Annotated in this window: 22 protein-coding genes and 1 rRNA gene; 4 read left to right on the top strand and 19 right to left on the bottom strand. The window is 61.6% G+C overall.

Annotated elements, in window-relative coordinates; genetic code table 11:
- Positions 1 to 114: 114 nt before the first annotated feature.
- From GYA95_RS22675 to GYA95_RS22635, 9 genes are all read right to left on the bottom strand, one after another.
- Complete coding sequence (locus tag GYA95_RS22675; RefSeq protein ID WP_015268490.1) at positions 115 to 741, bottom strand: ABC-type transport auxiliary lipoprotein family protein; 627 nt, start codon at positions 739 to 741, stop codon at positions 115 to 117.
- Complete coding sequence (locus GYA95_RS22670) at positions 738 to 1,676, bottom strand: MlaD family protein (protein WP_015268491.1); 939 nt, start codon at positions 1,674 to 1,676, stop codon at positions 738 to 740. The genes GYA95_RS22675 and GYA95_RS22670 overlap by 4 nt, the downstream gene beginning before the upstream one ends.
- Before the next feature lie 3 nt (positions 1,677 to 1,679).
- Positions 1,680 to 2,471: an ABC transporter ATP-binding protein gene (locus GYA95_RS22665; protein ID WP_015268492.1), complete on the bottom strand. Its 792-nt coding sequence runs from the start codon at positions 2,469 to 2,471 to the stop codon at positions 1,680 to 1,682.
- Complete coding sequence (locus tag GYA95_RS22660) at positions 2,468 to 3,601, bottom strand: ABC transporter permease (RefSeq protein WP_043935195.1); 1,134 nt, start codon at positions 3,599 to 3,601, stop codon at positions 2,468 to 2,470. The genes GYA95_RS22665 and GYA95_RS22660 overlap by 4 nt, the downstream gene beginning before the upstream one ends.
- Before the next feature lie 116 nt (positions 3,602 to 3,717).
- A complete protein-coding gene (locus GYA95_RS22655; RefSeq protein ID WP_015268494.1) occupies positions 3,718 to 4,740 on the bottom strand; it encodes a DUF5924 family protein in 1,023 nt (340 codons plus the stop codon).
- Positions 4,741 to 4,869: 129 nt separating this feature from the next.
- Positions 4,870 to 6,270, bottom strand: coding sequence for a M16 family metallopeptidase (locus tag GYA95_RS22650; protein ID WP_015268495.1), 1,401 nt, complete (start codon positions 6,268 to 6,270; stop codon positions 4,870 to 4,872).
- 30 nt (positions 6,271 to 6,300) lie between these two features.
- Positions 6,301 to 7,959, bottom strand: a complete 1,659-nt coding sequence (locus tag GYA95_RS22645) for a Na/Pi cotransporter family protein (protein ID WP_015268496.1) — start codon at positions 7,957 to 7,959, stop codon at positions 6,301 to 6,303.
- A 194-nt stretch (positions 7,960 to 8,153) separates the two neighbouring features.
- Complete coding sequence (locus GYA95_RS22640) at positions 8,154 to 8,924, bottom strand: TerC family protein (protein ID WP_015268497.1); 771 nt, start codon at positions 8,922 to 8,924, stop codon at positions 8,154 to 8,156.
- Positions 8,925 to 8,995: 71 nt separating this feature from the next.
- Positions 8,996 to 10,303, bottom strand: a complete 1,308-nt coding sequence (locus GYA95_RS22635) for a CitMHS family transporter (RefSeq protein ID WP_015268498.1) — start codon at positions 10,301 to 10,303, stop codon at positions 8,996 to 8,998.
- A 267-nt stretch (positions 10,304 to 10,570) separates the two neighbouring features.
- Here GYA95_RS22635 and GYA95_RS22630 point away from each other — a divergent pair, with 267 nt between their 5' ends.
- Positions 10,571 to 10,972 (top strand): GFA family protein, encoded by a 402-nt coding sequence (locus GYA95_RS22630; RefSeq protein WP_015268499.1) that lies wholly within the window; start codon positions 10,571 to 10,573, stop codon positions 10,970 to 10,972.
- Positions 10,973 to 11,098: 126 nt separating this feature from the next.
- Here the strand turns inward: GYA95_RS22630 and GYA95_RS22625 are convergent, their stop codons facing one another.
- The 10 genes from GYA95_RS22625 to GYA95_RS22580 form a co-directional block, all read right to left on the bottom strand.
- Positions 11,099 to 13,054 (bottom strand): DUF7844 domain-containing protein, encoded by a 1,956-nt coding sequence (locus GYA95_RS22625; protein ID WP_015268500.1) that lies wholly within the window; start codon positions 13,052 to 13,054, stop codon positions 11,099 to 11,101.
- On the bottom strand, positions 13,051 to 13,371 hold the full coding sequence (locus tag GYA95_RS22620) for a DUF2388 domain-containing protein (protein WP_015268501.1): 321 nt from the start codon (positions 13,369 to 13,371) through the stop codon (positions 13,051 to 13,053). Before GYA95_RS22620 ends, GYA95_RS22625 begins: the two co-directional genes overlap by 4 nt.
- A 36-nt stretch (positions 13,372 to 13,407) precedes the next feature.
- Complete coding sequence (locus tag GYA95_RS22615; RefSeq protein ID WP_015268502.1) at positions 13,408 to 13,701, bottom strand: DUF2388 domain-containing protein; 294 nt, start codon at positions 13,699 to 13,701, stop codon at positions 13,408 to 13,410.
- Positions 13,702 to 13,789: 88 nt separating this feature from the next.
- Positions 13,790 to 14,107, bottom strand: coding sequence for a DUF2388 domain-containing protein (locus GYA95_RS22610; protein ID WP_015268503.1), 318 nt, complete (start codon positions 14,105 to 14,107; stop codon positions 13,790 to 13,792).
- A gap of 306 nt (positions 14,108 to 14,413) precedes the next feature.
- Entirely contained in the window at positions 14,414 to 14,629 is a 216-nt protein-coding gene (locus tag GYA95_RS22605; RefSeq protein ID WP_003256968.1) for a DUF1127 domain-containing protein, read from the bottom strand.
- Between the two features lie 393 nt (positions 14,630 to 15,022).
- Entirely contained in the window at positions 15,023 to 16,516 is a 1,494-nt protein-coding gene (locus GYA95_RS22600) for an acetyl-CoA hydrolase/transferase family protein (protein WP_015268504.1), read from the bottom strand.
- A 186-nt stretch (positions 16,517 to 16,702) separates the two neighbouring features.
- Positions 16,703 to 18,139, bottom strand: a complete 1,437-nt coding sequence (locus tag GYA95_RS22595; protein ID WP_015268505.1) for an NAD(P)(+) transhydrogenase (Re/Si-specific) subunit beta — start codon at positions 18,137 to 18,139, stop codon at positions 16,703 to 16,705.
- Positions 18,140 to 18,141: 2 nt separating this feature from the next.
- Positions 18,142 to 18,456, bottom strand: coding sequence for an NAD(P) transhydrogenase subunit alpha part 2 (locus GYA95_RS22590; protein WP_003256966.1), 315 nt, complete (start codon positions 18,454 to 18,456; stop codon positions 18,142 to 18,144).
- 11 nt (positions 18,457 to 18,467) lie between these two features.
- Positions 18,468 to 19,589, bottom strand: a complete 1,122-nt coding sequence (locus GYA95_RS22585; protein WP_015268506.1) for a Re/Si-specific NAD(P)(+) transhydrogenase subunit alpha — start codon at positions 19,587 to 19,589, stop codon at positions 18,468 to 18,470.
- 436 nt (positions 19,590 to 20,025) lie between these two features.
- Complete coding sequence (locus GYA95_RS22580; RefSeq protein WP_015268507.1) at positions 20,026 to 20,925, bottom strand: LysR family transcriptional regulator; 900 nt, start codon at positions 20,923 to 20,925, stop codon at positions 20,026 to 20,028.
- 161 nt (positions 20,926 to 21,086) lie between these two features.
- On the opposite strand from GYA95_RS22580, the gene GYA95_RS22575 reads away from it, so the two are divergent.
- The 3 genes from GYA95_RS22575 (at position 21,087) to GYA95_RS22565 (ending at position 25,607) form a co-directional block, all read left to right on the top strand.
- Positions 21,087 to 22,268, top strand: coding sequence for an acyl-CoA dehydrogenase (locus GYA95_RS22575; RefSeq protein ID WP_003252907.1), 1,182 nt, complete (start codon positions 21,087 to 21,089; stop codon positions 22,266 to 22,268).
- A gap of 14 nt (positions 22,269 to 22,282) precedes the next feature.
- Positions 22,283 to 23,503 (top strand): CaiB/BaiF CoA transferase family protein, encoded by a 1,221-nt coding sequence (locus GYA95_RS22570; protein WP_015268508.1) that lies wholly within the window; start codon positions 22,283 to 22,285, stop codon positions 23,501 to 23,503.
- A 567-nt stretch (positions 23,504 to 24,070) separates the two neighbouring features.
- Positions 24,071 to 25,607, top strand: a 16S ribosomal RNA gene (locus GYA95_RS22565).
- Positions 25,608 to 25,699: the final 92 nt, after the last annotated feature.

The raw sequence follows: 25,699 nt of genomic DNA, 5'->3' as shown, positions 1-25,699 counted from the left end.
TCGCCGGCAAGCCAGCTCCCACCTTGACCTCACAGACTTCAAGGCATGCGAAGTACCTGTGGGAGCTGGCTTGCCGGCGATGAGGCCCTGACAGGAGATAGAACCGGGCCTGACTCAACGGACAGATGGTGGTTGTGTACTACCCGCCTGTGCAATGGTCCAACTCACCACCTGCCCGGTCAGCTGGTCGCAGGCCTTCCCGAAACCGGCAACTACTGCTGACACCTGCTTGTCGGCCAGCGGCTGGCGAATTTCGAAGCGTTTGCTGGCCAGAATGCGTTGGTTGCGGCCTTGAACCAGGCGTGCGTCATAGCGGATCACCACCTCCACCGCCCCGCCCGCGCGGTATTCGGTCTGGAATGCCTGCAGCTCGCCAGCCAGCTCGTAGTCGGCCTGCAGGTTGCTGTCGTCGGCACTCAGGCGCTGTACCTGGCCGTCACGCTGGAAACCGTCTAGCAGCCGGTTGCGCAGCAGCACCGGCACTGCGTCGCTCCAGCGCGCACCCTTGTAGCTGCTGACCACATCGCCCTGGGGAATCACGGCAATCCGTGGCCCGGCCAGCACTTCGCTGGCCAGCGGCTTGTTCAGGCGCAATGACCAGTCCAGCGCCGGCGCTGTGCGACCGGGCTGGTTCACCGGCAGACGGTACAGGTCGACGGGCTCGCTCTGCGGCAGGATCGAGCAGGCGCTGGCCAGGCTCAGTGCGGCCGCCAGGGCCAACGGGCGCGGCGACGGTTTCATGGTTGGAACTCCTTGTTGTTGTCGCGGCCGAGCAGGTAGCCGCTAGGGTCGGCCTCCAGTTGCCGGGAAATGCCTTTGAGTGCGTTTAGGGTTTCGCGTAGCTCGCGAATCGCCGGGGTCAGCTGGTTCAGGCCCTGGGCACCGTCGCCGATGGCTTCGCGGTTGTCCTCGAGCAGGCGGTTGATGGTGGCGGTGCTCCCGGCCAGTGACTGCATGGCCTGCTCGGCGCTGCCGATTGCCTGCTTGCCTTCGCTGCCCAGCAGGCCGTTGGCATTGCGCATCAGTGCCTGGGTTTCGGCCAGGGTGGCGCTGGCCTGCTTGCCCACCTGCACCAGTTGCTCGATGGCCTGGGTGATGCTGCCGTGCTGGCCAGCGAAGGCGCCGGTGGTCTTGTCGAGGTTGGACAGGGTGTTGCTGAGGTGGCCGATGTTGTCCTCGGAAAACATCTGGTTGGCGTTATGCAGCAGCAGGTTGATGTTGGTCACCAGGTCGCTGCTGTCATTGAGCAGGCGCGAGATTGGCGAGGGCGATGCGATGATCACCGGCAGCTTGCCGTCCTTGCCTTTCAACTCGGGGCTTTGCGGGGTGCCCCCGCTGAGCTGGATGAACGAGTTGCCGGTCACGCCGGCCAGGGTGAGCTTGGCCTGGGTGTCTTCCTTCACCGGGGTGTCGGCGCTCAGGCGCACCCGTGCCAGTACCCGGCGCGGGTCTTTCGGGTCCAGGCGCAGGGTGGACACATCGCCTACCTTGATGCCGTTGTACTGCACCGGGCTGCCGCGGGACAGGCCGGAGACGGCTTCGTTGAACACCACTTCGTAGTCCTTGAAGGCGTCGTCGACACTCGACTTGGCCAGCCACAGGCCGAACAGCATGGCGCCGGCCACCACCAGGACGGTGACCAGGCCGATAAGAACGTGATGGGCTCGGGTTTCCATTGCTCAGCGCTCCTGCCCGGCACGGGTGGCGGCCTGCTCGGCCGCGCGCCCGCGTGGGCCATGAAAGTATTCTTGAATCCAGGCGTCGTTGGTCTGCTCGACCTCGGCCAGCGGGCCGGCCACCAGGACCTTCTTCTGCGACAGCACGGCGATGCGGTCGGTAATGGTGTACAGGGTGTCGAGGTCGTGGGTGATGAGGAACACCGACAGGCCCAGGGCGTCACGCAGGGTAAGGATCAACTGGTCGAAGGCGGCGGCACCGATCGGGTCCAGGCCGGCGGTGGGTTCGTCGAGGAACAGGATGTCAGGGTCCAGTGCCAGTGCCCGGGCCAGCGCGGCGCGCTTGATCATGCCCCCGGACAGCGAGGCCGGGTATTTGTCGGCGGCCGAGATTGGCAGCCCGGCCAAGGCCAGTTTCACCCCGGCCAGGTGCTCGGCATCGGCGCGGGACAGCCCGGCGTGCTCGATCAGCGGCAATGCCACGTTTTCGGTGACGGTCAGCGAAGAGAACAGCGCGCCCTTCTGAAACAGCACGCCGAAGCGCCGTTCGACCAGTGAGCGCTGCTCTTCGCGCAGGCCGGCCAAGTCCTGGCCGAACACCTTGATCTGCCCTTCGTCGGGCCGCCGCAGGCCAACGATGCTGCGTAGCAGCACCGACTTGCCGCTGCCCGAACCGCCGACCACGGCGAGTATCTCGCCGCGATACAGGTCGAGGTCGAGGTTTTCGTGCACGCTCTGGCGGCCGAAGCGGTTACAGATGCCGCGGGCCTCGATCACACGTTCCTGGCCACTCACCAGCCCATCTCCATGAAGAACAGCGCAGCCACCGCATCCAGCACGATGACCACGAATATCGACTGCACGACCGCCGAGGTGGTGTGCGCGCCCACCGATTCGGCGCTGCCGCTGACCTTGAAGCCTTCCAGGCAGCCGATGGCGGCGATCAGGAAGGCGAAGAACGGTGCTTTTGCCAGGCCGACCAGGAAGTGCTGCACGCCGATGTCGCTTTGCAGCAGCGACAGGAACATGGCTGGCGAGATGTCCAGTGTCAGCGCGCACACCACCGCGCCGCCGACGATGCCGCAGATCATCGCGATGAAGGTCAGCAAGGGCAGCGAAATCAACAGCGCCAGTACGCGCGGCACCACCAGCAGCTCCATGGGGTTCAGGCCCAGGGTGCGGATGGCGTCGATTTCCTCGTTGGCCTTCATCGAGCCGATCTGCGCGGTGAACGCGCTGGCGGTGCGGCCGGCCATGAGGATGGCGGTCAGCAGCACGGCGAACTCTCGCAGGAACGAGAATGCCACCAGGTCGACGGTGAAGATGGTCGCGCCGAAATCGGCCAGCACCGTGGCGCCGAGGAAGGCCACCACCGCGCCCACCAGGAAGGTCAGCAGGGCGACGATCGGCGCGGCGTCCAGACCGGTCTGTTCGATGTGCGCCACGACCGGGGTAAAGCGCCAGCGATGGGGTTGCAGGGCACGGCGCAGCAGGGTTTCGAGGATCAGGCCAACGAAGCCGAGCACCTGCAGGGTGTCTTGCCACAAGGTGCCAACGGCGCAGCCGATGCGCTCTAGTAGCAACAGCAGCACGTTACGCTCGGGTTCCTTGACCGGAATGCAGTAGTCCTGCACCGAGCAGTAGACATTCTTGAGCAGGGCGCGGCTGGCTTCGGGCAGGCCATCGGTGCAGCGGGACAGGCGTTCGGAGCCGAGCAGTTCGGCCAGCAGCGAGGCACCGGCGGTATCCAGGCGTCCCAGTTGGCTAAGGTCGGCGACGGTATCGGCAGCATATTGCGCCCGCAGGCGCTTGCTCTCACGCTTGAGGCTGGCGTAGTGCGCCAGGGTCCAGTCACCGGTAATGCGCAGGCAAGCCGGTTGGCTACTGGTGTCCAGGGTGGCGCTGGGGGTGGTCATCGGCTCCATGCTACTGACTCGGCGCTAAGGCTTAGGGCCTGATCATAGCGCAGCGGGCATGGGCTGTTTGGTGATTATGTGCTGTCTTCACGGACCTTGGGGGCCGCAAAGGGGCCCCCTTACACTCACCCTGCGGGCGCGTCATCGACCACCTTGAAGCGCAGCACACCGATGACCTGCCCATCCTCTGTCAGTACCCTCACCTGCCACTTGCCCACCGGGTTCGGCGGGAAGTTCTGCTTGTGGGTCCAGGCCCGGTAGCCTTCCTTGCGCCCGCCATGGATGTCCAGGGCAATGCGATCAACTTCCTGGCCGTCCTTTTGCCACACGTGATAGATCCGCTCGTTCAGGCCGCGTGGCGCGTTGATCGCGGTGTAGGCGTACAGGCCGCTGCTACGGATGCGGCTGGCGGCAATTTCGTGCAGCGAATCGCCCGGCTGGCGGTTCAGCACTTCGGTACTGACCGCCACTTCGGTCATCCACAAGGTTGCTGGTGGCACCCAGGAGCGCAGAAGCCAGCCCCCGCCGCCGACCGACAGGGTGACCAGCACCAGGGCCACGGCACGGCGCCAGTTGTTGATCGGGAAGCTGCTGGCAAGGCTGGGAAACGACAGGGCCATGGCTGCGATCAGGGCCAGCTTGAAGCTTTGCGCGGTGGTCAGGTGCAGGATGATCGGCAGCGCGGTCAGCAGGGCGGCGAACAGGGTCAGGGTATGCAGCGCCAGGAACAGCCAGCGCCTCGGTGCCAGCCACTTGTAGTACAGCGGATCGATGATCGAAATCAGCCCGGCGGCACCAAGCAGGCCGGTGAACACCAACTGGCCGCTGTTCCAGGTGGTGGTGATGAAGAAGAATGGCAGCACGAAGAACAGCGATTCCTGGTGGATCATCTGTGTCGCGTAGCGCAGCAATGGCTGCGGTATTTCGCGGTTGAAGGTGCGCGCGAACAGGCCGGTGAGGGTGTTTTCCAGCATCAGCCAGAGCCAGCTGACCAGCATGAGCACAGCTACCCAGCTGGCAAGGCCAGCCTGACGGTCGACCAGGATGAAACTGCCGATGCCGGAGAGGAAACCGCCGAGCGCGATGATGCCGGGGTAGCGTTTGAGCAGTTCGATGATGCGCTGGACGATGTGGGGGATTTGGGGCATTGGGGGCTACAACAGAAAGGATATGGTGGCTGTGCCGGCTTCTTCGCGGGTGAACCCGCTCCCACAGGGACCGCGTTGCGATACCCGCGAAGGGGCCGGTACTGGCAAAAGGATACCGCCGATTCACCGCTAGCGTGTAGCACCGCTCGGTTTTTCCGGACCGTGGCGACGCCAGCGCAACAGCCCCGCTGCCAGGATCAGCCCCGATAGCAAGGCAACCAGCCCATAGAGTTCATCATAGCCAAGCAACGGCTTTTCGATACGCACATAGCCATCTTCCTTGAGCAGTTCCTTCAGCGCCTCGTTGGCCTGCGCCAGGCTGACCTGCCGCAGCTTGCGCACCGGGTTGGCGAAGCGTCCGTCGCTATAGTCGTTCAGCGCGCCCCAATAGTAGTCGGCCAAGGCACTGTTGCCCTGGGTGCTCCAGCTTTCCTTGGCGACGCTGGCGTACTTGATGCGCTCGAAGGTGTCCGGGTCGAGGCCTTCCTTGCGCAGGTGATCGAACAATTTCTGCATCACCTCGACCGCCTGGTCGATGTCCTCGCGCTCCAGGTCGGCATTGAGGCTTAGCAGGCCAGTGTCGCCGAAGCTCTCGCGTTGTGCCGAAGGGCCGTAGGACAACCCGTTGCGCAAGCGCAGCTGGTCATACAGCGCCCAATCCAGGTAGTGCGACAGCAGGTCGAGGGTGGCCTGATGGTCGTTGTCCAGCACCGGCTCGACGAACAGCCAGTGCAGCTTGACGCTGTCGCCCAGCCAGCCGCGGGTCAGGTCGCGGCGCTGTTCAGCTTGCTGGCCGATGCTTTCCAGGGTGCGGCGCTCCTCCGGCTCGGTGGCGGGCAATTCGCCAAAGGTACGCTCCAGGTAGGCCGGCAGCAGGCGGTCGAGGCCGCCGACCACTATCAGGGTCATGTTGTTGGCCGCGTACCAGCGGTCACGCAAGGTGTTCACCTGCTCCAGGGTCATGTCGTCGAGGTTGGAGCGCTCCGGGCATTTCAGGCCTAGCTCGGTGGCCAACTGGTCGCTGGCGGGGTGGCCGATGTCCTGGCGGTCGAGCCAGCGCTGCAGGTGGCCATAATGGCCGCCATCTTCACGCTCGATGATGCGCTTGGCGGTGGCCAGGGCCTTGGCATCTATGCGGGTTTCGTGGATCACCGCCAGTAGCAGGTCGAGGACTTTGCGCTGGTTGCGCGCCGGGGCTTCGATGACGAAGGTGGTGTCGGCGCTGCTGGTGTAGGCGTTCCACTCGCCGCCCAGCGATTGCAGGCGCTCTTCCAGGCCACCCTCGCCGGTTGCGTCGATGCCGCTGAACAGCAGGTGCTCGAGCAGGTGCGGCAGCTCTTTCTGCTCGCAATTGAAGTCATCCAGGCCGACGCCGACCACCAGGCGAATCGCTACATGGTCACGTTCATAGCCGTTTTTCAGGATGACCTGCAGGCCGTTGGGCAACAGGTAACCTTCAACTCGCGAGCGGTCGAGGGCGAATGAGGGCAGGCTGCAGATCAGCAGGCAAACGAACATCAGGCAACGCATGGGCGAGCTTGGGTCCTCAGGTAGGCGAAATCACGGCAGGCGGGCTTCGTCCGGCACGCTGTCGAGCATCAGCCCGCCCGTGTCCGAGCCGCCCAGTACCACATAGGCACTGCTACAGAACAAAGAGTTCAACCGTTTCATGTCGGCGATCAGCTCCAAGTGTAGCGAACTGGTCTCGATACTTTGCACTACCTTGCGCTGCAGGCGGCTGACATGGGCGTGGGCAAGGCGCCGTTCCTGGGCGCGAAATCGGCGTTTTTCCCGCAGCAGCAGACGGGCGCTTTCCGGGTCGGCACTGAGAAACACCGACAAGCCCAGGCGCAGGTTGGCCAGAAGCTGTTCCTGCAAGCCGGTGAGTTCTTCCAGGCCCACCTGGGAGAACTCCCGGCGCTGGCTGGTTTTCTGCTGCTGGACCTTGCGCAGCATACGCTCGATCAGGTCGCAGGCCAGCTTGAGGTTGATCGCCAGTTCGATGATTTCTGCCCAGCGGCGGTTGTCCTGTTCGCTGAGGCCTTCACGTGAAATCTGCGCCAGGTACAGCTTGATCGCGCTGTACAAGGCTTCGGCGTCCTCGCCAAGGGCGCGGACCTGTTGCGGCAAGGCGGCCTGGGTACCGCGCAGGGCACCGAGCATGGCTTCGAGCAGGCTGTCGACGATATCGCCCAGGCGCAGGGTTTCGCGGGAGGCGTTGGCCAGGGCCAGGCTGGGTGTTTCCAGCGCCGAGGTGTCGAGATGGCGCGGGCGAATCTGGCCGTTGCCGTTTTCCCGTTCGGGTAGCAGGGTGTTGCACAGCCGGCCCATAGGTTTGACCGTGGGTAGCATGATCAGGCAACGCAGCGTGTTGTAGAGCAGGTGGAAGCCGATGACCAGCTCCTGTGGGCTGAAGCTCAGTGAGTCCATCCAACCCACCAGCGGGTGCAGCACTGGGATGATCAGCAGCAGGCCGATCAGCTTGTACAGCAGGCTGCCCAGGGCCACACGGCGTCCAGCGGCGTTCTGCATGCTGGTGCTGATGAAGGCCAGCAATCCGCTGCCGATGTTGGCGCCCACCACCAGGCCGATAGCCACCGGCAGGCTGATCACTTCGGCGCCGGCCAGTGTCGCGGTGAGCAGCACGGCGGCCAGGCTGGAATAGGAAATCATGGCGAACAGTGCGCCGACCAGGGCGTCGAGCATGATGTCGCCGGTCAGCGAAGCGAACAGCACCTTTACGCCCTGGGCGTGGGTAATCGGTGTAGCTGCCTGCACGATCAGCTCCAGTGCCAGGATGATCAGGCCAAGCCCGATGCCTACTCTGCCCAGCTGCCCCGCCCGCGTCTGCTTGCGCGAGAGGAAGAAGATCACACCCAGGAAGATCAGCAGCGGCGACAGCCAGGACAGGTCCAGGGTCAGCACCCGGGCCATCAGCGCGGTACCCACGTCGGCGCCGAGCATGATTGCCAAGGCCGGGGTCATGGCCATCAGACCTTGGCCGACGAACGAGGTGACCAACATGGCTGTGGCGTTGCTGCTTTGCACCAGGGCTGTGACCAGAATGCCTGCGACGAACGCGAGCGGGCGTTTGCTCATGTTCTGGCTGATGATGCGCCGCAGGCTCGAGCCGAATACCCGGAGTATGCCGGTACGCACGATGTGGGTGCCCCAGACCAGAAGCGTAACGGCCGAGAGCAGGTTGAGCAGGGTCAGCATGGCGACGGCCCCCTGTTGCATCGGCCCAGAGGGCCAAGAGACGAAGCGTGAGCGTTTGAAGAATTTTCAGTGCTCACTCAAAGCTTTAGTTGTTTTGCGGAGCTGTCGCCAGCTTCGCATGGCTGTCATTTGTTTGAAATACGGCGGAAATGAAAAAAGGGCCCGAAGGGCCCTTTGTCCTGCACTTCCTGATCTTATTGACCCGGAATGTCCTTGCGCAGTTTCACTGGCTCGTGCTCTTTGCCGTTCTTGCGGGCCAAGGCAGTTCGCATGCGGATGTTGATGGCTTCCACCGCCAGCGAGAACGCCATGGCGAAGTAGACATAGCCTTTAGGCACATGTACGTCGAAAGATTCGGCGATCAGCACGGTACCGACCACGATCAGGAACGAAAGTGCGAGCATCTTCAACGAAGGATGTTTGTCGATGAAATCGCTGATGGTGCCGGCGCACAGCATCATCACCAGCACGGCGACGATGATCGCGGCGATCATCACCGGTACGTGGGACACCATGCCCACCGCCGTGATCACCGAGTCCAGCGAGAACACGATGTCGATGATGGCGATCTGGATGATGGTGTAGAAGAACTTGCCACCCGCGCCTTTCGGTTCTTCCGGGTTTTCGTCCTCGCCTTCCAGGCCGTGATAGATCTCTTGCGAGCTTTTCCACAGCAGGAACAGGCCACCAAAGAACAGGATCAGGTCCCGCCCGGAGATGCCCTGGCCCATGACCACGAACAGGTCGGCGGTAAGGCGCATGACCCAGGTGATCGACAGCAGCAGCATGATACGAGTGACCATGGCCAGGGCCAGCCCGAAGATCCGGGTGCGCGGCTGCATGTGCTTGGGCATGCGGCTGACCAGAATCGAGATCATGATGATGTTATCGATACCGAGGACGATCTCAAGCGCGGTAAGGGTAAAAAAGGCAACCCAGATTTCCGGGCTGGTCAGCCATTCCATGTGTCTTCCTTCGAACGGTAAAGGCGACGCGCCCGGATCCGGGCGCGTCGCGTTAGGGAAATACGTGTTTATTAAAGACTACTGAACAGCGGGAAAATCCCCATCAGCAGCGCGGCGAGCATTATGCACAGGCACACCAGCACTGCCCACTTCAAGGTGAAGCGCTGATGATCGCCGAACTCGATCCCGGCCAGGGCCACCAGCAGGTAGGTGGAGGGTACCAGGGGGCTTAGCAGGTGTACCGGCTGCCCGACGATCGACGCACGGGCCATTTCCACCGGGCTGATGCCATAGTGGCTGGCAGCTTCGGCCAGCACCGGCAGCACGCCATAGTAGAACGCGTCGTTAGACATGAAGAAGGTGAACGGCATGCTCACGATCGCGGTTATCACCGCGAGGTATGGGCCCAACGCCTCGGGGATGACCGACAGCAGGCTCTTGGACATGGCGTCGACCATGCCGGTGCCCGACAGGATGCCGGTGAAGATGCCGGCGGCAAAGATCAGCCCGGTGACCGCCAGCACGCTGCCGGCGTGGGCGGCGATGCGGTCTTTCTGCTGCTGCAGGCACGGGTAGTTGACGATCATGGCGATGCTGAAGGCGATCATGAACAGCACGGGCAGCGGTAACACGCCGGCAATCAGCGCGACCATTAGGGCAGCGGTCAGGGCACCGTTGAAGTACAGCAATTTTGGCCGGCGCGCGTCCGGGTACTGCGAAACGGTAATTTCGCTGTGGTCGATGTCGTCGGTGGGCAGGTGCAACTCGCCCAGGCGGGCACGTTCGCGCTTGCCGTACATGTAGGCGATGGCCAGGATCGCCAGCACACCGAACAGCATGGCGGGGATCATCGGCACGAAGATGTCCGACGGGTCCACGTGCAGGGCGCTGGCGGCGCGGGCGGTCGGGCCACCCCAGGGGGTCATGTTCATTACCCCGCCGGCGAGAATGATCAGGCCGGCCATGATCCGCGGGCTCATGCCCAGGCGGCTGTACATTGGCAGCATGGCGGCGCAGCAGATCATGTAGGTGGTGGCGCCGTCACCGTCGAGCGAGACCACCAGGGCCAGTACCGCGGTGCCGACGGACACTTTCAGCGGATCGCCCTTGACCAGCTTGAGGATCTTGCGCACGGCCGGGTCGAACAGGCCGGAATCGATCATCAGGGCGAAATAGAGGATGGCGAACATCAGCATCACGCCGGTAGGTGCGAGCTTGCTGATGCCCTCGAGCATCATCGGGCCGATCTTGGCGGAAAAACCGCCGAACAGGGCGAACAGGATCGGTACCAGAATCAACGCGATCAAGGCCGAAAGGCGCTTGGTCATGATCAGGTACATGAAGGTGATGACCATGGCAAAGCCGAGGAAGGTCAGCATGGCAGTACTCCAGGCGTGGCGCGGCGAAAGGAACGTCGATTCGGGCGGATCAGCGCGCTTGGCGCTGTGCAGGGAGCATGCGGAGGGGGGCTACGGAAAGTTGGGCACAGGAATACATCAGAATCACCATTGTTGTTGTTGATTGGGCCGGGCGCGGTGGTTACCGGGTGCCCTGGCTGACCGGTCTTGTGCCGGTAGTGGGGGCTATCCTATGAGGGCAAGCTTTCAGCCAGCTTTCGCCGAAGCAAAGGCGACGAGAGGTAGGTGATGCAGGATGTGACCGAGGGTGGCTGCCATTGTGGCGCCTTGCGTTATCGGTTGGAGGGCGACCTGACGGACATTGCCCATTGCCATTGTTCGATCTGCCGGCGGGTCAGTGGCGGGCTGGTGATGACCTGGCTCACCCTGCCCCGCTCGGGGTTCCGGTGGCTGGCGGGCGAGCCGAACTGCTATGTGGCGCCGGCCAGTTGCAGCCGGTACTTCTGTGGGCATTGCGGGGCGCATGTGGCGTTGGTGACTACACATAGCCCGGAGACGGTGGATGTGACGGTGGCGACGCTGGACCACCCGGAACGGGTCAGGGCCAACCGGCATATCTGGGTGGGTAGCCGGTTGCCTTGGTTGCATCTGGATGAGGATTTGCCTTCGGAGGCCGAGGAGAACCTGTAAGAGATTGTGTTGGTGCTGATGGCCCTATCGCCGGCAAGCCAGCTCCCACAGGTGTCCCACCACCTTCAGACCTATGGTGATCTTGTGGGAGCTGGCTTGCCGGCGATAGGGCCAGTACAGCCATATTTACAACTGCAGGCCTCCTGCAGCCTTGTGCAATGCCCGCAGATGTTCGCCCACTTGCTTCACATTGGCTTCCACCGCCGCAATTTCCTTGGCCCGCGACGGCTCCAGCAGCGCCCTCACCTCTTTGTCCAGGCTCGTGCTCAAGCGCAGCAACTGCGCTTGCCGCTCGCTGCTGACCTGCTGCAGATGCTTGCGCTCCTGCGGCTGCGGCAGCCCGTAGCCCTTGCTGTCGAGCAACTCTGCCGGGCGGCTGAGGAAGCCACTGTTGGCGAGCATTTGTCTGAGGGTCGCATCGGCCTTGCTGACGCTGCCATCCTTCAGCGCGGCGGCGTTCAGGTAACGCTGCTTGACCTCGTCCTGGGCCAGCAGCAGTTGCCGGCGCAAGCTGGCCTGTTCAAGCAGCAGCAAGGCGGCGCTGGTACGCAGGTCGGCCTGGGCGAACCAGGCCCGCCGTTGCTCGGCGTCCAGGGCCAGCCAGTCCTCGACCTTGTCCTGCTTTATTGGCAACTGCTTCTTCAACACCTCGAACATGGCCTGGTAACGGTCACGGTAGGAGTCGAAGCGATAACCCAGGCGCAACGCTTCGCGGGGGTCGTCGAGCACACTGGTGTCGGCAAGTCCCCTGCCCTTGAGCACAGCCAGCAAGCCATTGGGCATGATGCTGTCGAGGTCGTTCAGGCGCGGGTTGGCGGTGCCGCTGCGCAGCAGCTTCAACGACTCTACTGCGCAATTGTTGGACAGGAACCAGTAGTTGCCATCGTAGCTCCAGTGCATTTCGGCGGCCTGACGCACCAGGTTCTCGATCTCGTCGCGGTCGAGCCGCAAGGGCACCGAGGCCAGGCTGCGCAGTTCGGTCTTGGTGTACTCGTCGATCACCTGGCCCAGCGGCAGCACGAACAGGCGCGAGGGGTAGGCGCCGACCAGGCCGTCCCAGCTGGAAAGTTGCACATCGTTGACGAAGGCACGGTACGACAGCACCAGGCTCTGGTCGAGGTCCAGGCGGCAGTCCGGCCCGCGTGGGCGGCCCGGCTTGCAGATCACCAGGCGCAGCATGCTGTGGCCCCAGCGGCTGACCAGGTTCTGGTTGGCTTCGGCCAGCAGGTAGTCCACCTCATAAACCCGCTCAGGGTCGATTTCGCCCAGCGGTTGGCGGGCGAAGTCGCTGCCGGCATTGATGAACGGCAGGCCCTTGGCGCAGCTGTCCTGCTGCGGTGCCCAACCGAAGTGTTTACGCAGGTACTGGTTCAGCGCCGGACGGCGGCAGCCGTAGCTCGGGTCGAGGAGGAAGTACTCCATATTGACCGCGATGTACTCCTTGGGGCTGCTCAGTTCATAGCTGTCGGGGCTGCGCACGAACTGGCCGTTGTGCTGCTCGCGCTCGCCGCGTCGGCCCACGTACTGCTGCCAGCCGGCCAGGTCAAGCAGGCGTGGGTCGTCGCTGAGGGTGAAGCGGCGCTCGGCCTGGCCACGGCATGCTTCGGGCAGGCCGACCTTGCCCAACGTACCTTGCTGGCGCTTGCAACGGGCGATCAGCGCGTTCTCGGCGTTGGGCCACAGCCGGGCACGGTCATAGATATGGGTGAGTTCGTGCAGCACGGTGGCCAGCAGTTCTTCTCGCACCGTGCCATGCGGGCGGTTGGTGCGTTCGGTGGCCGCACTGCCATCGGTGAGGCTGGGCAGCAGGCGGCGATTGAGTTCGAGGGTAGAGACCAGCGATGCCTGGCCATAGGCGTCGGCAGGCATGTTGTCGCTCCAGCTGACACGCACGCGGCGGTTCAGCTGTTGCTTGAAGCTGGGGGGCAGCTTGCCCATGGCTTCGTCGAGCAGAGCCTGAGTGGCCAGGGCCTGCTGTGAGTCAAGGCCGGACGCCTGCAGCTCGAGCTGCAGGTCGGCCAGGGCGGGCGTGCCGAGCAGCGTCAGGGCGCAGCCGAGCAGCCAGGCGCGCACGCGGTTCACAGCGCGAGGATGGCTTCAGCCAGTACCTGGTCGCTGGCGTCACGCGCTTGCGGCACGCGCTCGCGCAGGGTGTTGAAGGCGGCCTCGAGCTGGGCGCCGCGGATCTCACCGTTGCTTGCGACAAAGCTGGCGGCGTCGTCATGGGCTTCGCGCACCACTTTGGAATCGCGGATCGAGGTGGTGGTGTCAGAGGTGAAATCGATCGAACGGCCAAAGGCGCGCACGATGATATTGCTGGTGGCCACCAGGGTCTGTGCCTGGGCCAGGTCGGCCAGCAGCAGCATGCCGAGGGTAGCGGCAATCAGCGGTTTACGCATGGAGCATCTCCGAAAAATACAGGGAGTCAGATTTAATTATTGGACGAGAATTGCTTGCGCCAGTTCCAGATCGCCGACGGTATGCCGTGCGCAATTGTGGCGTAATGATTCCAGTGCTGCCTCCAGCCGTGCACCGCGGATCTGGCCGTCGCTGGCGACGAAGGCAGCGGCATCGTCCTGGGCCTGGCGGACCAGTTTGCGGTCGAACGGTGCGCTGGTGACCTGGCTGGTGACATAGCCGGTGATGACCAGGCTTTGCGTAGTGGTATCCATGGCATGGGCGCTGGCCATGCCAATAACGGAGAACAGCAACGGCAACAGATAACGCATGGGCTCTACAACAGCTGGAAACGTGGGCGGCAATGGTGAGTACGGCTGTGCTGGTGGTGGCCAGCACAGCTGAACGGCTCAGGCGGGGTCAGAGCGCCAGAATGGCCTGGGCCAGTTGCGCGTCGCTGGCCTGCAGGGTTGGCATCTGCGAGCGGATGTGCAGGAAAGCGCTTTCCAGCTTGGCACCGCGGATGTCGCCCTGGCTGCCAACGAAGCTGGCGGCGTCGTCACGGGCGGCCTGGACGATCTTGTCGTCACGGAACGAGGAGGAAATATCGGAAGTGGCATCGGTGGACGCGGCCACTGCGCCAACGACGGCGTCGGTGGTTACAACGAAGCTGGTGGCGTTTGCGGTGCCGGCCAGGCTCAGCATCAGGGCGGCGCCAATCAGGTATTTACGGGACATGATCGTGGACTCCTGGACTAGGGTCGGGTGGTTCTGCTTTATCGGACGCTCGCACAGCTCGTCGCGGTACTTTTCAACAGTGCGTTCTACCAGACTGTTACGCCAAGCGTATCACGCGCCGGTGTTTCTGGATGTTAATGAACAGCGCACCAATAAACTGTTATGGTCTGTTTTATGATTTTTAAAACTGTACAGGTACGCTTGTAAAAGGCTCTGGCATGCCGCCTGCAAACAAAAAACCCGTCACAGTCACCTGCAACGGGTTTCGGGAATTCGCGGTGCCGGCCGAAGCCGGCAAGCCGGAGCTTAGCGCCAGAATGGCTTGCTCAGCTCTTCGTAACGCTGCGACTCGCTGATACCGGCGTCGGCCAGCAGGCGGGCGTCCAGGCGAGCCAGTTGACGGCGGCTGGCCATGCGGCGCTGCCACAGCAGCAAGGTGGACAGAGCGCGCAGCGGCAGCGAAGCGTTGGATTGTTGGGCGTTGCTTTCAAAAACCAGACCGGAACTGAGGGTACGTTCCATGATGTTTCATCCTTCCGCTTATGGCGGGATTAGGTAGTGATTTAACTGATGCCAATGATCCTCCTCTGTCGTCCATAACAGTAGATACAGTTCGGTTGAAAGACGATGGTCCAGTTAACTGTGTAACCCTACTGTTGCACTCTAAACTGGCGTAACTGTACTGGTCCGCCCTTTTTTGGTGCGTTCTGGCTTCGGAGACGGGATCTTTCAGGCGGAAGGGCTAAAAATAACAAGTACAGTAGTACAGTTTTGTTTAAAAATAACTGGTGCTGTAATGCTTGCTCCTGTAGGAGCGGCCTTGTGTCGCGAAAGGGGCCGCAAAGCGGCCCCAGGATCACAAGAATAAAGACCGGAACAGCGGAAGCAGGGCCGCCGTTCCATTCCTCATTTGTATCAGCTAGCCAGCATGCGCCCGGTTTCTTCCAGGTTCTCGTGCCAACTCAGGGCTTCACGCAGGATGTGCGGGGTATGGCCGCCACGCTGGCAGGCGCGATCGAAGTAGTCGCTCAGTGCTGCGCGGTAGTCCGGGTGCACACAGTTGTCGATGATCGCCCGGGCGCGCTCGCGTGGCGCCAGGCCGCGCAGGTCGGCCAAGCCTTGCTCGGTGACCAGGATGTCCACATCGTGCTCGGTGTGGTCGACATGGCTGACCATCGGCACCACGCTGGAAATCGCGCCACCCTTGGCAATCGACTTGGTGACGAACACGGCCAGGTGGGCGTTACGGGCGAAGTCACCCGAGCCGCCGATGCCGTTCATCATCTTGGTACCGCACACGTGTGTGGAATTGACGTTGCCGTAGATATCGAACTCAAGCGCGGTGTTGATACCGATGATGCCCAGGCGACGGACCACCTCCGGGTGGTTGGAGATTTCTTGCGGGCGCAGTACCAGCTTGTCCTTGTAACGCTCCAGGTTGCCGAACACGTCGGCGTTGCGGCGGGTCGACAAGGTGATCGAGCTGCCCGAGGCGAAGCTCAGCTTGCCGGCGTCGATCAGGTCGAAGGTGGAGTCCTGCAGTACTTCGGAGTACATGGTCAGGTCTTCGAACGGCGACTCGATCAGGCCGCACATCACTGCGTTGGCAATGCTGCCGATACCGGCCTGCAGCGGGCCGAGCTTGTTGGTCATGCGGCCAGCTTCGACTTCTTTCTTGAGGAAGTTGATCAGATGGTCGGCGATGCCCTGGGTTTCGTCATCCGGCGGCAATACGGTGGACGGCGAGTCCGGCTGGTCGCTGATGACGATGCCGACGATCTTGGCCGGGTCGATCGGGATGGCGGTGCTGCCGATACGGTCGTCGACCTTGACCAGCGGGATTGGCGTGCGGGTCGGGCGGTAGGTCGGGATATAGATGTCGTGCAAGCCTTCGAGGTTGGTGTTGTGCGAGAGGTTGATCTCGACAATCACCTGCTTGGCGAAGATCGCGAAGCTGGCCGAGTTGCCCACCGAGGTAGTTGGCACGATATGGCCTTGCTCGGTGATGGCCACGGCTTCGATGACCGCGATGTCCGGCAGCTTCAGCTGCTGGTTGCGCAGCTGCTCGACGGTTTCCGACAGGTGCTGGTCGATGAACATCACCTGGCCGTCGTTGATGGCCTTGCGCAGGGTGCTGTCGACCTGGAACGGCATGCGGCGAGCCAGCACGCCGGCCTCGGTCAATTGCTTGTCCAGGTCGTTGCCCAGGCTGGCGCCGGTCATCAGGCTGATTTTCAGTGGCGACTGCTTGGCACGTTCGGCCAGTGCATGTGGTACGGCCTTGGCTTCGCCGGCGCGGGTGAAACCGCTCATGCCGACGGTCATGCCGTCCTCGATCAGACCAGCGGCATCAGCCGCACTCATTACCTTGCTGTGCAGGGAGGACAAGCGGATACGATCACGGTACATGGATTGTTATCTCGGGCTACTGAAACTACTGCAGCGCAGTCTAGAGACTTCGCCCCTTGCCGTCCCACGACCATGGTCGTATGAGAAGCCTTGGAATAGAGCCGTTGATCCGGATCAATAAAAGAAAAGCCCCGGCAGATTCTGACCGGGGCTTCCTTTATATCAGCTGGTTTGCAGCTGCCATTGTCACTCCACGGCCTTGACCATGTCTTCGATGACCTTCTTGGCGTCGCCGAACACCATCATGGTCTTGTCGAGATAGAACAGTTCGTTGTCCAGGCCGGCATAGCCGCTGGCCATGGAGCGCTTGTTGACGATGATGGTCTTGGCCTTGAACGCTTCGAGGATCGGCATGCCGGCGATCGGCGACTTGGGGTCGTTCTTCGCCGCAGGGTTCACCACGTCGTTGGCGCCCAGCACCAGCACCACATCGGCCTGGCCGAACTCGGCGTTGATGTCTTCCATCTCGAACACTTGGTCGTACGGCACTTCGGCCTCCGCCAGCAGCACGTTCATGTGCCCGGGCATACGGCCGGCCACCGGGTGGATCGCGTACTTCACGGTCACACCGTTGTGGCTCAGCTTCTCGGTCAGTTCCTTGAGCGCGTGCTGGGCGCGAGCCACCGCCAGGCCATAACCCGGGACGATGATCACGCTGTCGGCGTTGCTGAGCAGGAAGGTGGCATCGTCGGCAGAGCCAGACTTCACCGGGCGCTGCTCTTTGGAGCCTTGCGCCGCGCCAGCATCGGTATCACCACCGAAGCCACCGAGGATGACGTTGAAGAACGAACGGTTCATCGCCTTGCACATGATGTACGAAAGGATGGCACCGGACGAGCCGACCAGAGAGCCTGCGATGATCAGCATCGAGTTGTTCAGCGAGAAGCCGATACCGGCCGCTGCCCAGCCCGAATAGCTGTTAAGCATCGACACCACCACCGGCATGTCGGCGCCCCCGATCGGAATAATGATCAGCACGCCCATGATGAAGGCCAATACCAGCATCAGGGTGAAGGCACTGTAGTGGCCAGTGAAGGTGAACAGCAGGCCCAGGGCGATGGTGGTCAGGCCGAGGATCAGGTTCAGCTTGTGCTGGCCGGCGAACTGTACCGGTGCACCCTGGAACAGGCGGAACTTGTACTTGCCCGACAGCTTGCCGAAGGCGATCACCGAGCCGGAGAAGGTAATGGCACCGATGGCTGCGCCGAGGAACAGCTCCAGGCGGTTGCCGGTGGGGATCGGGTCGCTCATGGCGGCAACGATGCCCATCGATTGCGGTTCCAGCACCGCGGCGATGGCGATGAACACCGCTGCCAGGCCGATCATGCTGTGCATGAAGGCGACCAGTTCCGGCATCTTGGTCATCTCGACGCGCTTGGCCATGATCGAACCGGCGGTGCCGCCGACCAGCAAGCCAACGAGGACGTAGCCGATGCCGGCGGTGGCAAGCTCGGCCCCGAGCTTATAAATGAGGCCGACCGTAGTGACGATGGCGATACCCATGCCGATCATGCCGAACAGGTTGCCGCGGCGCGAGGTAGTCGGGTGCGACAGGCCCTTGAGCGCCTGGATGAAGCACACCGAGGCGACGAGGTAGAGGAGCGTTACCAGATTCATGCTCATGCTTACTTCTGCGCCTCGTTCTTGGTTTTCTTCTTGAACATCTCAAGCATGCGACGGGTGACCAGGAAGCCACCGAACACGTTGACCGCGGCCAGGGCCACCGCCAGGGTGCCCATCAGCTTGCCGGCCGGGGTTACCGTCAGGGCGGCGGCCAGCATGGCTCCGACGATGACGATCGCGGAGATGGCGTTGGTCACGGCCATCAGCGGCGTGTGCAGCGCCGGGGTGACGTTCCACACCACGTGGTAGCCCACATAGATGGCCAGCACGAAGATGATCAGGTTGTAGATGCCATGGGAAATCAGCATGTCTTCCATTGTCGTGCTCCTTAGCCGTTCTTGCGGACGACCTGACCATCACGGCACATCAGGCAGGCCGCGACGATGTCGTCTTCGAGGTTGATGACCAGCGCGCCGTCCTTGTCGAACAGCAGCTTCATGAAGTCCAGCAGGTTGCGTGCATACAGTGCGGAGGCATCGGCGCCCACCTGGGCCGGCAGGTTGGTCGGGCCAACGATGATCACGCCGTTCTCCTGTACCACCTGGTCGGCGACAGTCAGTGGGCAGTTGCCGCCTTGGGCTGCTGCGAGGTCGATGACCACCGAGCCGGGCTTCATCTGCGCGACGGTTTCGGCGCTGAGCAGGGTCGGCGCCTTGCGCCCCGGGATCAGCGCAGTGGTAATGACGATATCCGCCTGCTTCGCGCGTTCGTGCACGGCCTGGGCCTGGCGTTGCATCCAGCTTGCCGGCATCGGACGGGCATAACCGCCGACACCTTCGGCGCACTCGCGCTCTTCATCGGTTTCGTAGGGTACGTCGATGAACTTGGCGCCCAGCGACTCGATCTGCTCCTTCACGGCCGGGCGTACGTCGGATGCCTCGATCACCGCGCCCAGGCGCTTGGCCGTGGCAATGGCCTGCAGGCCGGCTACGCCCGCGCCCAGGATCAGCACGCGCGCGGCCTTGACGGTACCGGCGGCGGTCATGAGCATGGGCATGAAGCGTGGGTAGTGATGGGCAGCCAGCAACACCGCCTTGTAACCGGCGATGTTGGCCTGCGACGACAGCACGTCCAGGCTCTGCGCCCGCGAGGTGCGCGGCGCGGCTTCCAGGGCGAACGCGGTAATGCCGCGCTCGGCCATCTTGCCGATCAGCTCGCTGTTGAAGGGGTTGAGCATGCCCACCAGGAGGCTGCCACTGTTGATCAGGGCCAGTTCCTGGTCGTTGGGGGCGACCACTTTGAGCACCAATTGGGCGCCGTAGGCATCGGCTGCACTCCCTAGGGAAGCACCCACGGCCTCATAGGCACTGTCCGGAATGCTGGCATTGAGCCCTGCCCCCCGTTGGACGGTGACCTGATGGCCCTGGCCAATCAGTTTCTTGATGGTTTCCGGGGTCGCAGCGACCCTTGTCTCACCGGTCTGCGTCTCGAGAGGAACACCAATGTGCACGACTATTTCTCCTGCGGTGACCTTTTGTCTTTTTAAAAGCCAGCGCACTTCGGATGGTGCGCTGGGGCGGCTGTGGAGCGCCGACCCGCCGAATTCCGGGCGGGCGAAGCATTTTGCAGACGAAGCCAGAGGCCTTCAACCGGTTCTGGAGCGAAACGAAGTCAAAACTACAAGTCACCCTGTGACCGTATGTCGCAACGGCCAGGCTGCAGCCTGTCAAACATAGGCTATTGGCAGATTAGGAGAAAAAAACAAAAAATTTGCGGTTGATTCGCTTACGGCTTGGTGAATGTCGCAAAATAACCCGCGAAGCCGCGCCGTAAGCAGGGTTAAAGCGGATTTTTGCTCCTGCATAACAGTTTATGTATATGCGACAAATACATATATCTGTAGGTGTTAAAAATAATTGACTACGGAGTCAGTTTATCGTGCCGGCTCACGTCTTGGCCGTGTACGCCTGGGCCTGGCTTACCAGCCAGTCACGGAAGGCGCGCAGCGAAGCCGACTCCACTTTGCGCTCCGGAATCATCAGATAGTAGGCCTTGTCACTACTCAGGGCATGCCTGTTAGCGACCACCAACCTACCCTCCTCCAGCTCGCGCTGGATCAGGAACGGTGGAATCAGGGCGATGCCCATCTCATGCATGGCCGCCTGAGCGAGCATCGAGAATAGTTCATAGCGCGGGCCTGTCATGTCGCGTTCCACATTCATGCCGACGCTGCCGAACCATTGCCGCCAGGCATAGGGGCGCGTGCTCTGCTGCAGCAGTGGCAGTTGGGCAATACGCTGAGCGTCGAGTGTGCCCTGCCCGCCCAGCAGCGCCGGGCTGCACACCGGTACCGGGTTTTCCCCCATCAGCCGGTGCGACTGGGTGCCGGACCAGTCGGCATCGCCGAAGTAGATAGCGGCATCGAAGGTGGTGTCGGCAAACAGGAATGGCCGGGTGCGGTTGGTGAGGTTTACCGTGACCTCCGGGTGGCGCTGCTGGAAGTCCTTTAGCCGTGGTAGCAGCCATTGGGTACCGAAGGTGGGCACGACGGCCAGCTCGATCACGTTGGCGCCCTGCTGGCGCATGACTGACAAGGTGTCGCGCTCTACCGCGTCCAGCTGGGCGGCCACTTGGCGGCTATAGGAAAGGCCTGCTTCGGTCAGCTTCACGCCGCGGCGCGAGCGGCGGAACAGTTCCACATTGAGGAAGGCTTCCAGGCCGCCTATCTGCCGACAGACGGCGCCCTGGGTCAGTGCAAGTTCCTGGGCGGCCTTGGTAAAGCTCTCGTTGCGGGCCGCCGCCTCGAAGCAAACCAGGGCGGTGGTACTGGGGATCTTGCGGCGCATGTACGTCAACCTCACTCGTAAGGCTGTCAATATGGCGTTTTGCCGATTTACGAAGTGACAAATTATCACTAATTGGTGCGCAATCCTCGTTTGTCCCGGCGGCCGATCAGGCCTAGGCTCAAAGGCACAAAAAACTGCCCCCTATTTCGAGGATTTCGCTCATGGCCGGTAAAGCAAGCTTCAACTGGATCGACCCGCTGCTGCTCGATCAGCAGCTCACTGAAGAAGAGCGCATGGTGCGTGACAGCGCTTATCAGTTCGCCCAGGACAAGCTGGCCCCGCGTGTGCTCGAGGCCTTCCGTCATGAACAGACCGACCCGGCGATCTTCCGTGAAATGGGTGAGGTCGGGTTGCTGGGCGCCACCATTCCCGAGCAATACGGTGGCAGTGGCCTGAACTACGTTTGCTACGGCCTGATTGCTCGCGAGGTAGAGCGCATCGACTCGGGTTACCGCTCGATGATGAGCGTGCAGTCGTCGCTGGTGATGGTGCCAATCAACGAGTTCGGTACCGAGGCACAAAAGCAGAAGTACCTACCCAAGCTGGCCAGCGGCGAGTGGATCGGTTGCTTCGGCCTGACCGAGCCCAACCACGGCTCCGACCCGGGTTCGATGATCACTCGTGCCCGGAAGGTCGACGGCGGCTACCGCCTGACTGGCAGCAAGATGTGGATCACCAACAGCCCGATCGCCGATGTATTCGTGGTCTGGGCCAAGGACGATGCGGGTGATATCCGCGGCTTTGTTCTGGAAAAGGGTTGGCAAGGCCTCAGCGCGCCGGCGATTCACGGCAAGGTCGGCCTGCGCGCCTCCATCACTGGCGAAATCGTCATGGATAACGTATTCGTGCCGGAGGAAAACATCTTCCCGGATGTACGCGGCCTCAAAGGCCCGTTCACCTGCCTGAACTCCGCCCGCTATGGCATCTCGTGGGGTGCGCTGGGCGCTGCGGAAGCCTGCTGGCACACCGCGCGTCAGTACACCCTGGACCGTCAGCAATTCGGTCGCCCGTTGGCTGCCAACCAGTTGATCCAGAAGAAGCTGGCCGACATGCAGACGGAAATCACCCTGGCACTGCAGGGCTGCCTGCGTCTGGGGCGCATGAAGGACGAAGGCACAGCTGCAGTGGAGATCACCTCGATCATGAAGCGCAACTCCTGTGGCAAGGCGCTGGATATTGCTCGCATGGCGCGTGACATGCTGGGTGGCAATGGCATTTCCGATGAGTTCGGCGTGGCTCGTCACCTGGTCAACCTGGAGGTGGTCAACACCTATGAAGGTACTCACGATGTGCATGCACTGATCCTGGGGCGTGCGCAGACCGGCATCCAGGCCTTCTATTGATAAGGAGCCAGCCCATGGGCGCGCTATCACATCTGCGGGTGCTGGACCTTTCTCGCGTGTTGGCCGGCCCATGGTCTGGCCAGATTCTCGCTGACCTTGGTGCCGATGTGATCAAGGTCGAGCGCCCTGGCAGTGGTGACGATACACGCTCATGGGGGCCGCCCTTCCTCAAGGATGCCGAGGGTGAGAACACCAGTGAGGCGGCCTATTACCTGTCGGCCAACCGCAACAAGCGCTCGGTTACCATCGACTTCACACAGGCCGAGGGGCAGCGCCTGGTGCGTGAGTTGGCGGAGAAGTCCGATATCGTCATCGAGAACTTCAAGGTTGGTGGGTTGGCTGCCTACGGTCTGGACTACCAGAGCCTGAAGGCGATCAACCCGCGGCTTATCTATTGTTCCATCACCGGGTTCGGGCAGACCGGGCCTTATGCAAGGCGCGCGGGTTATGACTTCATGATCCAGGGGTTGGGCGGGCTGATGAGCCTGACCGGCCGCCCGGAAGGTGAGGAAGGTGCGGGGCCGGTCAAGGTAGGGGTGGCGCTGACCGACATCCTTACCGGGTTGTATTCCACGGTGGCGATCCTCGCTGCCCTCGCCCATCGCGAGCAGACCGGGGTGGGCCAGCATGTCGACATGGCGTTGCTCGATGTGCAGGTGGCCTGCCTGGCGAATCAGGCGATGAACTACCTGACCACGGGCAACCCGCCTCGTCGCCTGGGTAATGCGCACCCCAATATCGTGCCTTATCAGGATTTTCCGACGGCGGATGGCGACTTCATCCTTACCGTGGGCAACGATAGCCAGTTCCGCAAGTTCGCCGAGGTGGCCGGGCAGCCGCAGTGGGCGGACGACCCGCGTTTCGCTACCAACAAGCTGCGGGTTGCCAACCGGGCTGAGCTGATTCCTCTGATTCGCCAGGCCACGGTGTTCAAGACCACGGCGGAATGGGTGAGCCAACTGGAGGCTGCAGGTGTGCCGTGCGGGCCTATCAATGACCTGGCGCAGATGTTCCAGGACCCGCAGGTGCTGGCGCGCGGATTGGCGGTAAGCATTCCGCATCCGTTGGCGGGAAGCGTGCCGCAGGTGGCGAGCCCGATACGGCTGTCGGAGACGCCGGTGGAGTACCGTCGGGCGCCGCCGCTGCTGGGTGAGCATACCGAGGTGGTGCTGGAGGATGTATTGGGGCTGGGTGCCGGTGAGGTGCAACGGCTACGCAGTGCTGGCGTCCTTTAAGGGCCTGTGGCCTAGGTGAAAGCGGGGAGGCCGTCAGGCCTTCCCGCTTTGCTTTTCAGCGATATCAAAGTTTCTTGAAATTAAGGGTTGACGCGGTTTCGAATCCCCTTATAATGCGCCCCACTTCTGACGTAGTCGAAGCGCAAAACTTCTTGCAAATCAATTAGTTAGGCGATTCAGGTAGTGTCAGGAGCGCTTCGATCGAATGATCGGCAGCGGTTGAGATGATGGTTGACAGCGCTTCTAAACGCTGTATGATTCGCCTCCCGCTACGAGAGATCGCAGCGAGTCAAGTGTTTGAAGCTAAAGGAGTTTCTCGCAAAAAACTTCAAAATAAACGCTTGACAGCAAATGAGGAAAGCGTAAAATGCGCGCCTCGGTTGAGACGAAAGGCTCTTAACCAAACGCTCTTTAACAAATCGAATCAAGCAATTCGTGTGGGTGCTTGTGAGTACGGACTGATAGTCACAAAGATTATCAGCATCACAAGTGGCCATGCGAGAAATCACATAGTCATTTGAGATTGCTGAGCCAAGTTTAGGGTTTCTTAAAAACCCAAGCAGTATTGAACTGAAGAGTTTGATCATGGCTCAGATTGAACGCTGGCGGCAGGCCTAACACATGCAAGTCGAGCGGATGACGGGAGCTTGCTCCTTGATTCAGCGGCGGACGGGTGAGTAATGCCTAGGAATCTGCCTGGTAGTGGGGGACAACGTTTCGAAAGGAACGCTAATACCGCATACGTCCTACGGGAGAAAGCAGGGGACCTTCGGGCCTTGCGCTATCAGATGAGCCTAGGTCGGATTAGCTAGTTGGTGAGGTAATGGCTCACCAAGGCGACGATCCGTAACTGGTCTGAGAGGATGATCAGTCACACTGGAACTGAGACACGGTCCAGACTCCTACGGGAGGCAGCAGTGGGGAATATTGGACAATGGGCGAAAGCCTGATCCAGCCATGCCGCGTGTGTGAAGAAGGTCTTCGGATTGTAAAGCACTTTAAGTTGGGAGGAAGGGCAGTAAGTTAATACCTTGCTGTTTTGACGTTACCGACAGAATAAGCACCGGCTAACTCTGTGCCAGCAGCCGCGGTAATACAGAGGGTGCAAGCGTTAATCGGAATTACTGGGCGTAAAGCGCGCGTAGGTGGTTCGTTAAGTTGGATGTGAAAGCCCCGGGCTCAACCTGGGAACTGCATCCAAAACTGGCGAGCTAGAGTACGGTAGAGGGTGGTGGAATTTCCTGTGTAGCGGTGAAATGCGTAGATATAGGAAGGAACACCAGTGGCGAAGGCGACCACCTGGACTGATACTGACACTGAGGTGCGAAAGCGTGGGGAGCAAACAGGATTAGATACCCTGGTAGTCCACGCCGTAAACGATGTCAACTAGCCGTTGGAATCCTTGAGATTTTAGTGGCGCAGCTAACGCATTAAGTTGACCGCCTGGGGAGTACGGCCGCAAGGTTAAAACTCAAATGAATTGACGGGGGCCCGCACAAGCGGTGGAGCATGTGGTTTAATTCGAAGCAACGCGAAGAACCTTACCAGGCCTTGACATGCAGAGAACTTTCCAGAGATGGATTGGTGCCTTCGGGAACTCTGACACAGGTGCTGCATGGCTGTCGTCAGCTCGTGTCGTGAGATGTTGGGTTAAGTCCCGTAACGAGCGCAACCCTTGTCCTTAGTTACCAGCACGTTATGGTGGGCACTCTAAGGAGACTGCCGGTGACAAACCGGAGGAAGGTGGGGATGACGTCAAGTCATCATGGCCCTTACGGCCTGGGCTACACACGTGCTACAATGGTCGGTACAGAGGGTTGCCAAGCCGCGAGGTGGAGCTAATCTCACAAAACCGATCGTAGTCCGGATCGCAGTCTGCAACTCGACTGCGTGAAGTCGGAATCGCTAGTAATCGCGAATCAGAATGTCGCGGTGAATACGTTCCCGGGCCTTGTACACACCGCCCGTCACACCATGGGAGTGGGTTGCACCAGAAGTAGCTAGTCTAACCTTCGGGAGGACGGTTACCACGGTGTGATTCATGACTGGGGTGAAGTCGTAACAAGGTAGCCGTAGGGGAACCTGCGGCTGGATCACCTCCTTAATCGACGACATCAGCCTGCTGATGAGCTCCCACACGAATTGCTTGATTCATGGTTGAAGACGATCAAGATCCTGTATGGATCTTGTGTTGTT

This window comes from Pseudomonas asiatica (assembly GCF_009932335.1).
GTDB lineage: Bacteria > Pseudomonadota > Gammaproteobacteria > Pseudomonadales > Pseudomonadaceae > Aquipseudomonas > Aquipseudomonas asiatica.
This window is presented reverse-complemented; position numbering and strand designations above follow the sequence as displayed.

Excerpts from the sequence above, each read along its gene's own strand:
- GYA95_RS22675 (WP_015268490.1), bottom strand. The coding sequence starts at position 741 with ATGAAACCGTCGCCGCGCCCGTTGGCCCTGGCGGCCGCACTGAGCCTG.
- GYA95_RS22670 (WP_015268491.1), bottom strand. The coding sequence starts at position 1,676 with ATGGAAACCCGAGCCCATCACGTTCTTATCGGCCTGGTCACCGTCCTG.
- GYA95_RS22660 (WP_043935195.1), bottom strand. The coding sequence starts at position 3,601 with ATGGAGCCGATGACCACCCCCAGCGCCACCCTGGACACCAGTAGCCAA.
- GYA95_RS22655 (WP_015268494.1), bottom strand. The coding sequence starts at position 4,740 with ATGCCCCAAATCCCCCACATCGTCCAGCGCATCATCGAACTGCTCAAA.
- GYA95_RS22650 (WP_015268495.1), bottom strand. The coding sequence starts at position 6,270 with ATGCGTTGCCTGATGTTCGTTTGCCTGCTGATCTGCAGCCTGCCCTCA.
- GYA95_RS22645 (WP_015268496.1), bottom strand. The coding sequence starts at position 7,959 with ATGCTGACCCTGCTCAACCTGCTCTCGGCCGTTACGCTTCTGGTCTGG.
- GYA95_RS22640 (WP_015268497.1), bottom strand. The coding sequence starts at position 8,924 with ATGGAATGGCTGACCAGCCCGGAAATCTGGGTTGCCTTTTTTACCCTT.
- GYA95_RS22635 (WP_015268498.1), bottom strand. The coding sequence starts at position 10,303 with ATGCTGACCTTCCTCGGCTTTGCCATGGTCATCACCTTCATGTACCTG.
- GYA95_RS22630 (WP_015268499.1), top strand. The coding sequence starts at position 10,571 with ATGCAGGATGTGACCGAGGGTGGCTGCCATTGTGGCGCCTTGCGTTAT.
- GYA95_RS22620 (WP_015268501.1), bottom strand. The coding sequence starts at position 13,371 with ATGCGTAAACCGCTGATTGCCGCTACCCTCGGCATGCTGCTGCTGGCC.
- GYA95_RS22615 (WP_015268502.1), bottom strand. The coding sequence starts at position 13,701 with ATGCGTTATCTGTTGCCGTTGCTGTTCTCCGTTATTGGCATGGCCAGC.
- GYA95_RS22610 (WP_015268503.1), bottom strand. The coding sequence starts at position 14,107 with ATGTCCCGTAAATACCTGATTGGCGCCGCCCTGATGCTGAGCCTGGCC.
- GYA95_RS22605 (WP_003256968.1), bottom strand. The coding sequence starts at position 14,629 with ATGGAACGTACCCTCAGTTCCGGTCTGGTTTTTGAAAGCAACGCCCAA.
- GYA95_RS22600 (WP_015268504.1), bottom strand. The coding sequence starts at position 16,516 with ATGTACCGTGATCGTATCCGCTTGTCCTCCCTGCACAGCAAGGTAATG.
- GYA95_RS22595 (WP_015268505.1), bottom strand. The coding sequence starts at position 18,139 with ATGAGCATGAATCTGGTAACGCTCCTCTACCTCGTCGCCTCGGTGTGC.
- GYA95_RS22590 (WP_003256966.1), bottom strand. The coding sequence starts at position 18,456 with ATGGAAGACATGCTGATTTCCCATGGCATCTACAACCTGATCATCTTC.
- GYA95_RS22580 (WP_015268507.1), bottom strand. The coding sequence starts at position 20,925 with ATGCGCCGCAAGATCCCCAGTACCACCGCCCTGGTTTGCTTCGAGGCG.
- GYA95_RS22575 (WP_003252907.1), top strand. The coding sequence starts at position 21,087 with ATGGCCGGTAAAGCAAGCTTCAACTGGATCGACCCGCTGCTGCTCGAT.
- GYA95_RS22570 (WP_015268508.1), top strand. The coding sequence starts at position 22,283 with ATGGGCGCGCTATCACATCTGCGGGTGCTGGACCTTTCTCGCGTGTTG.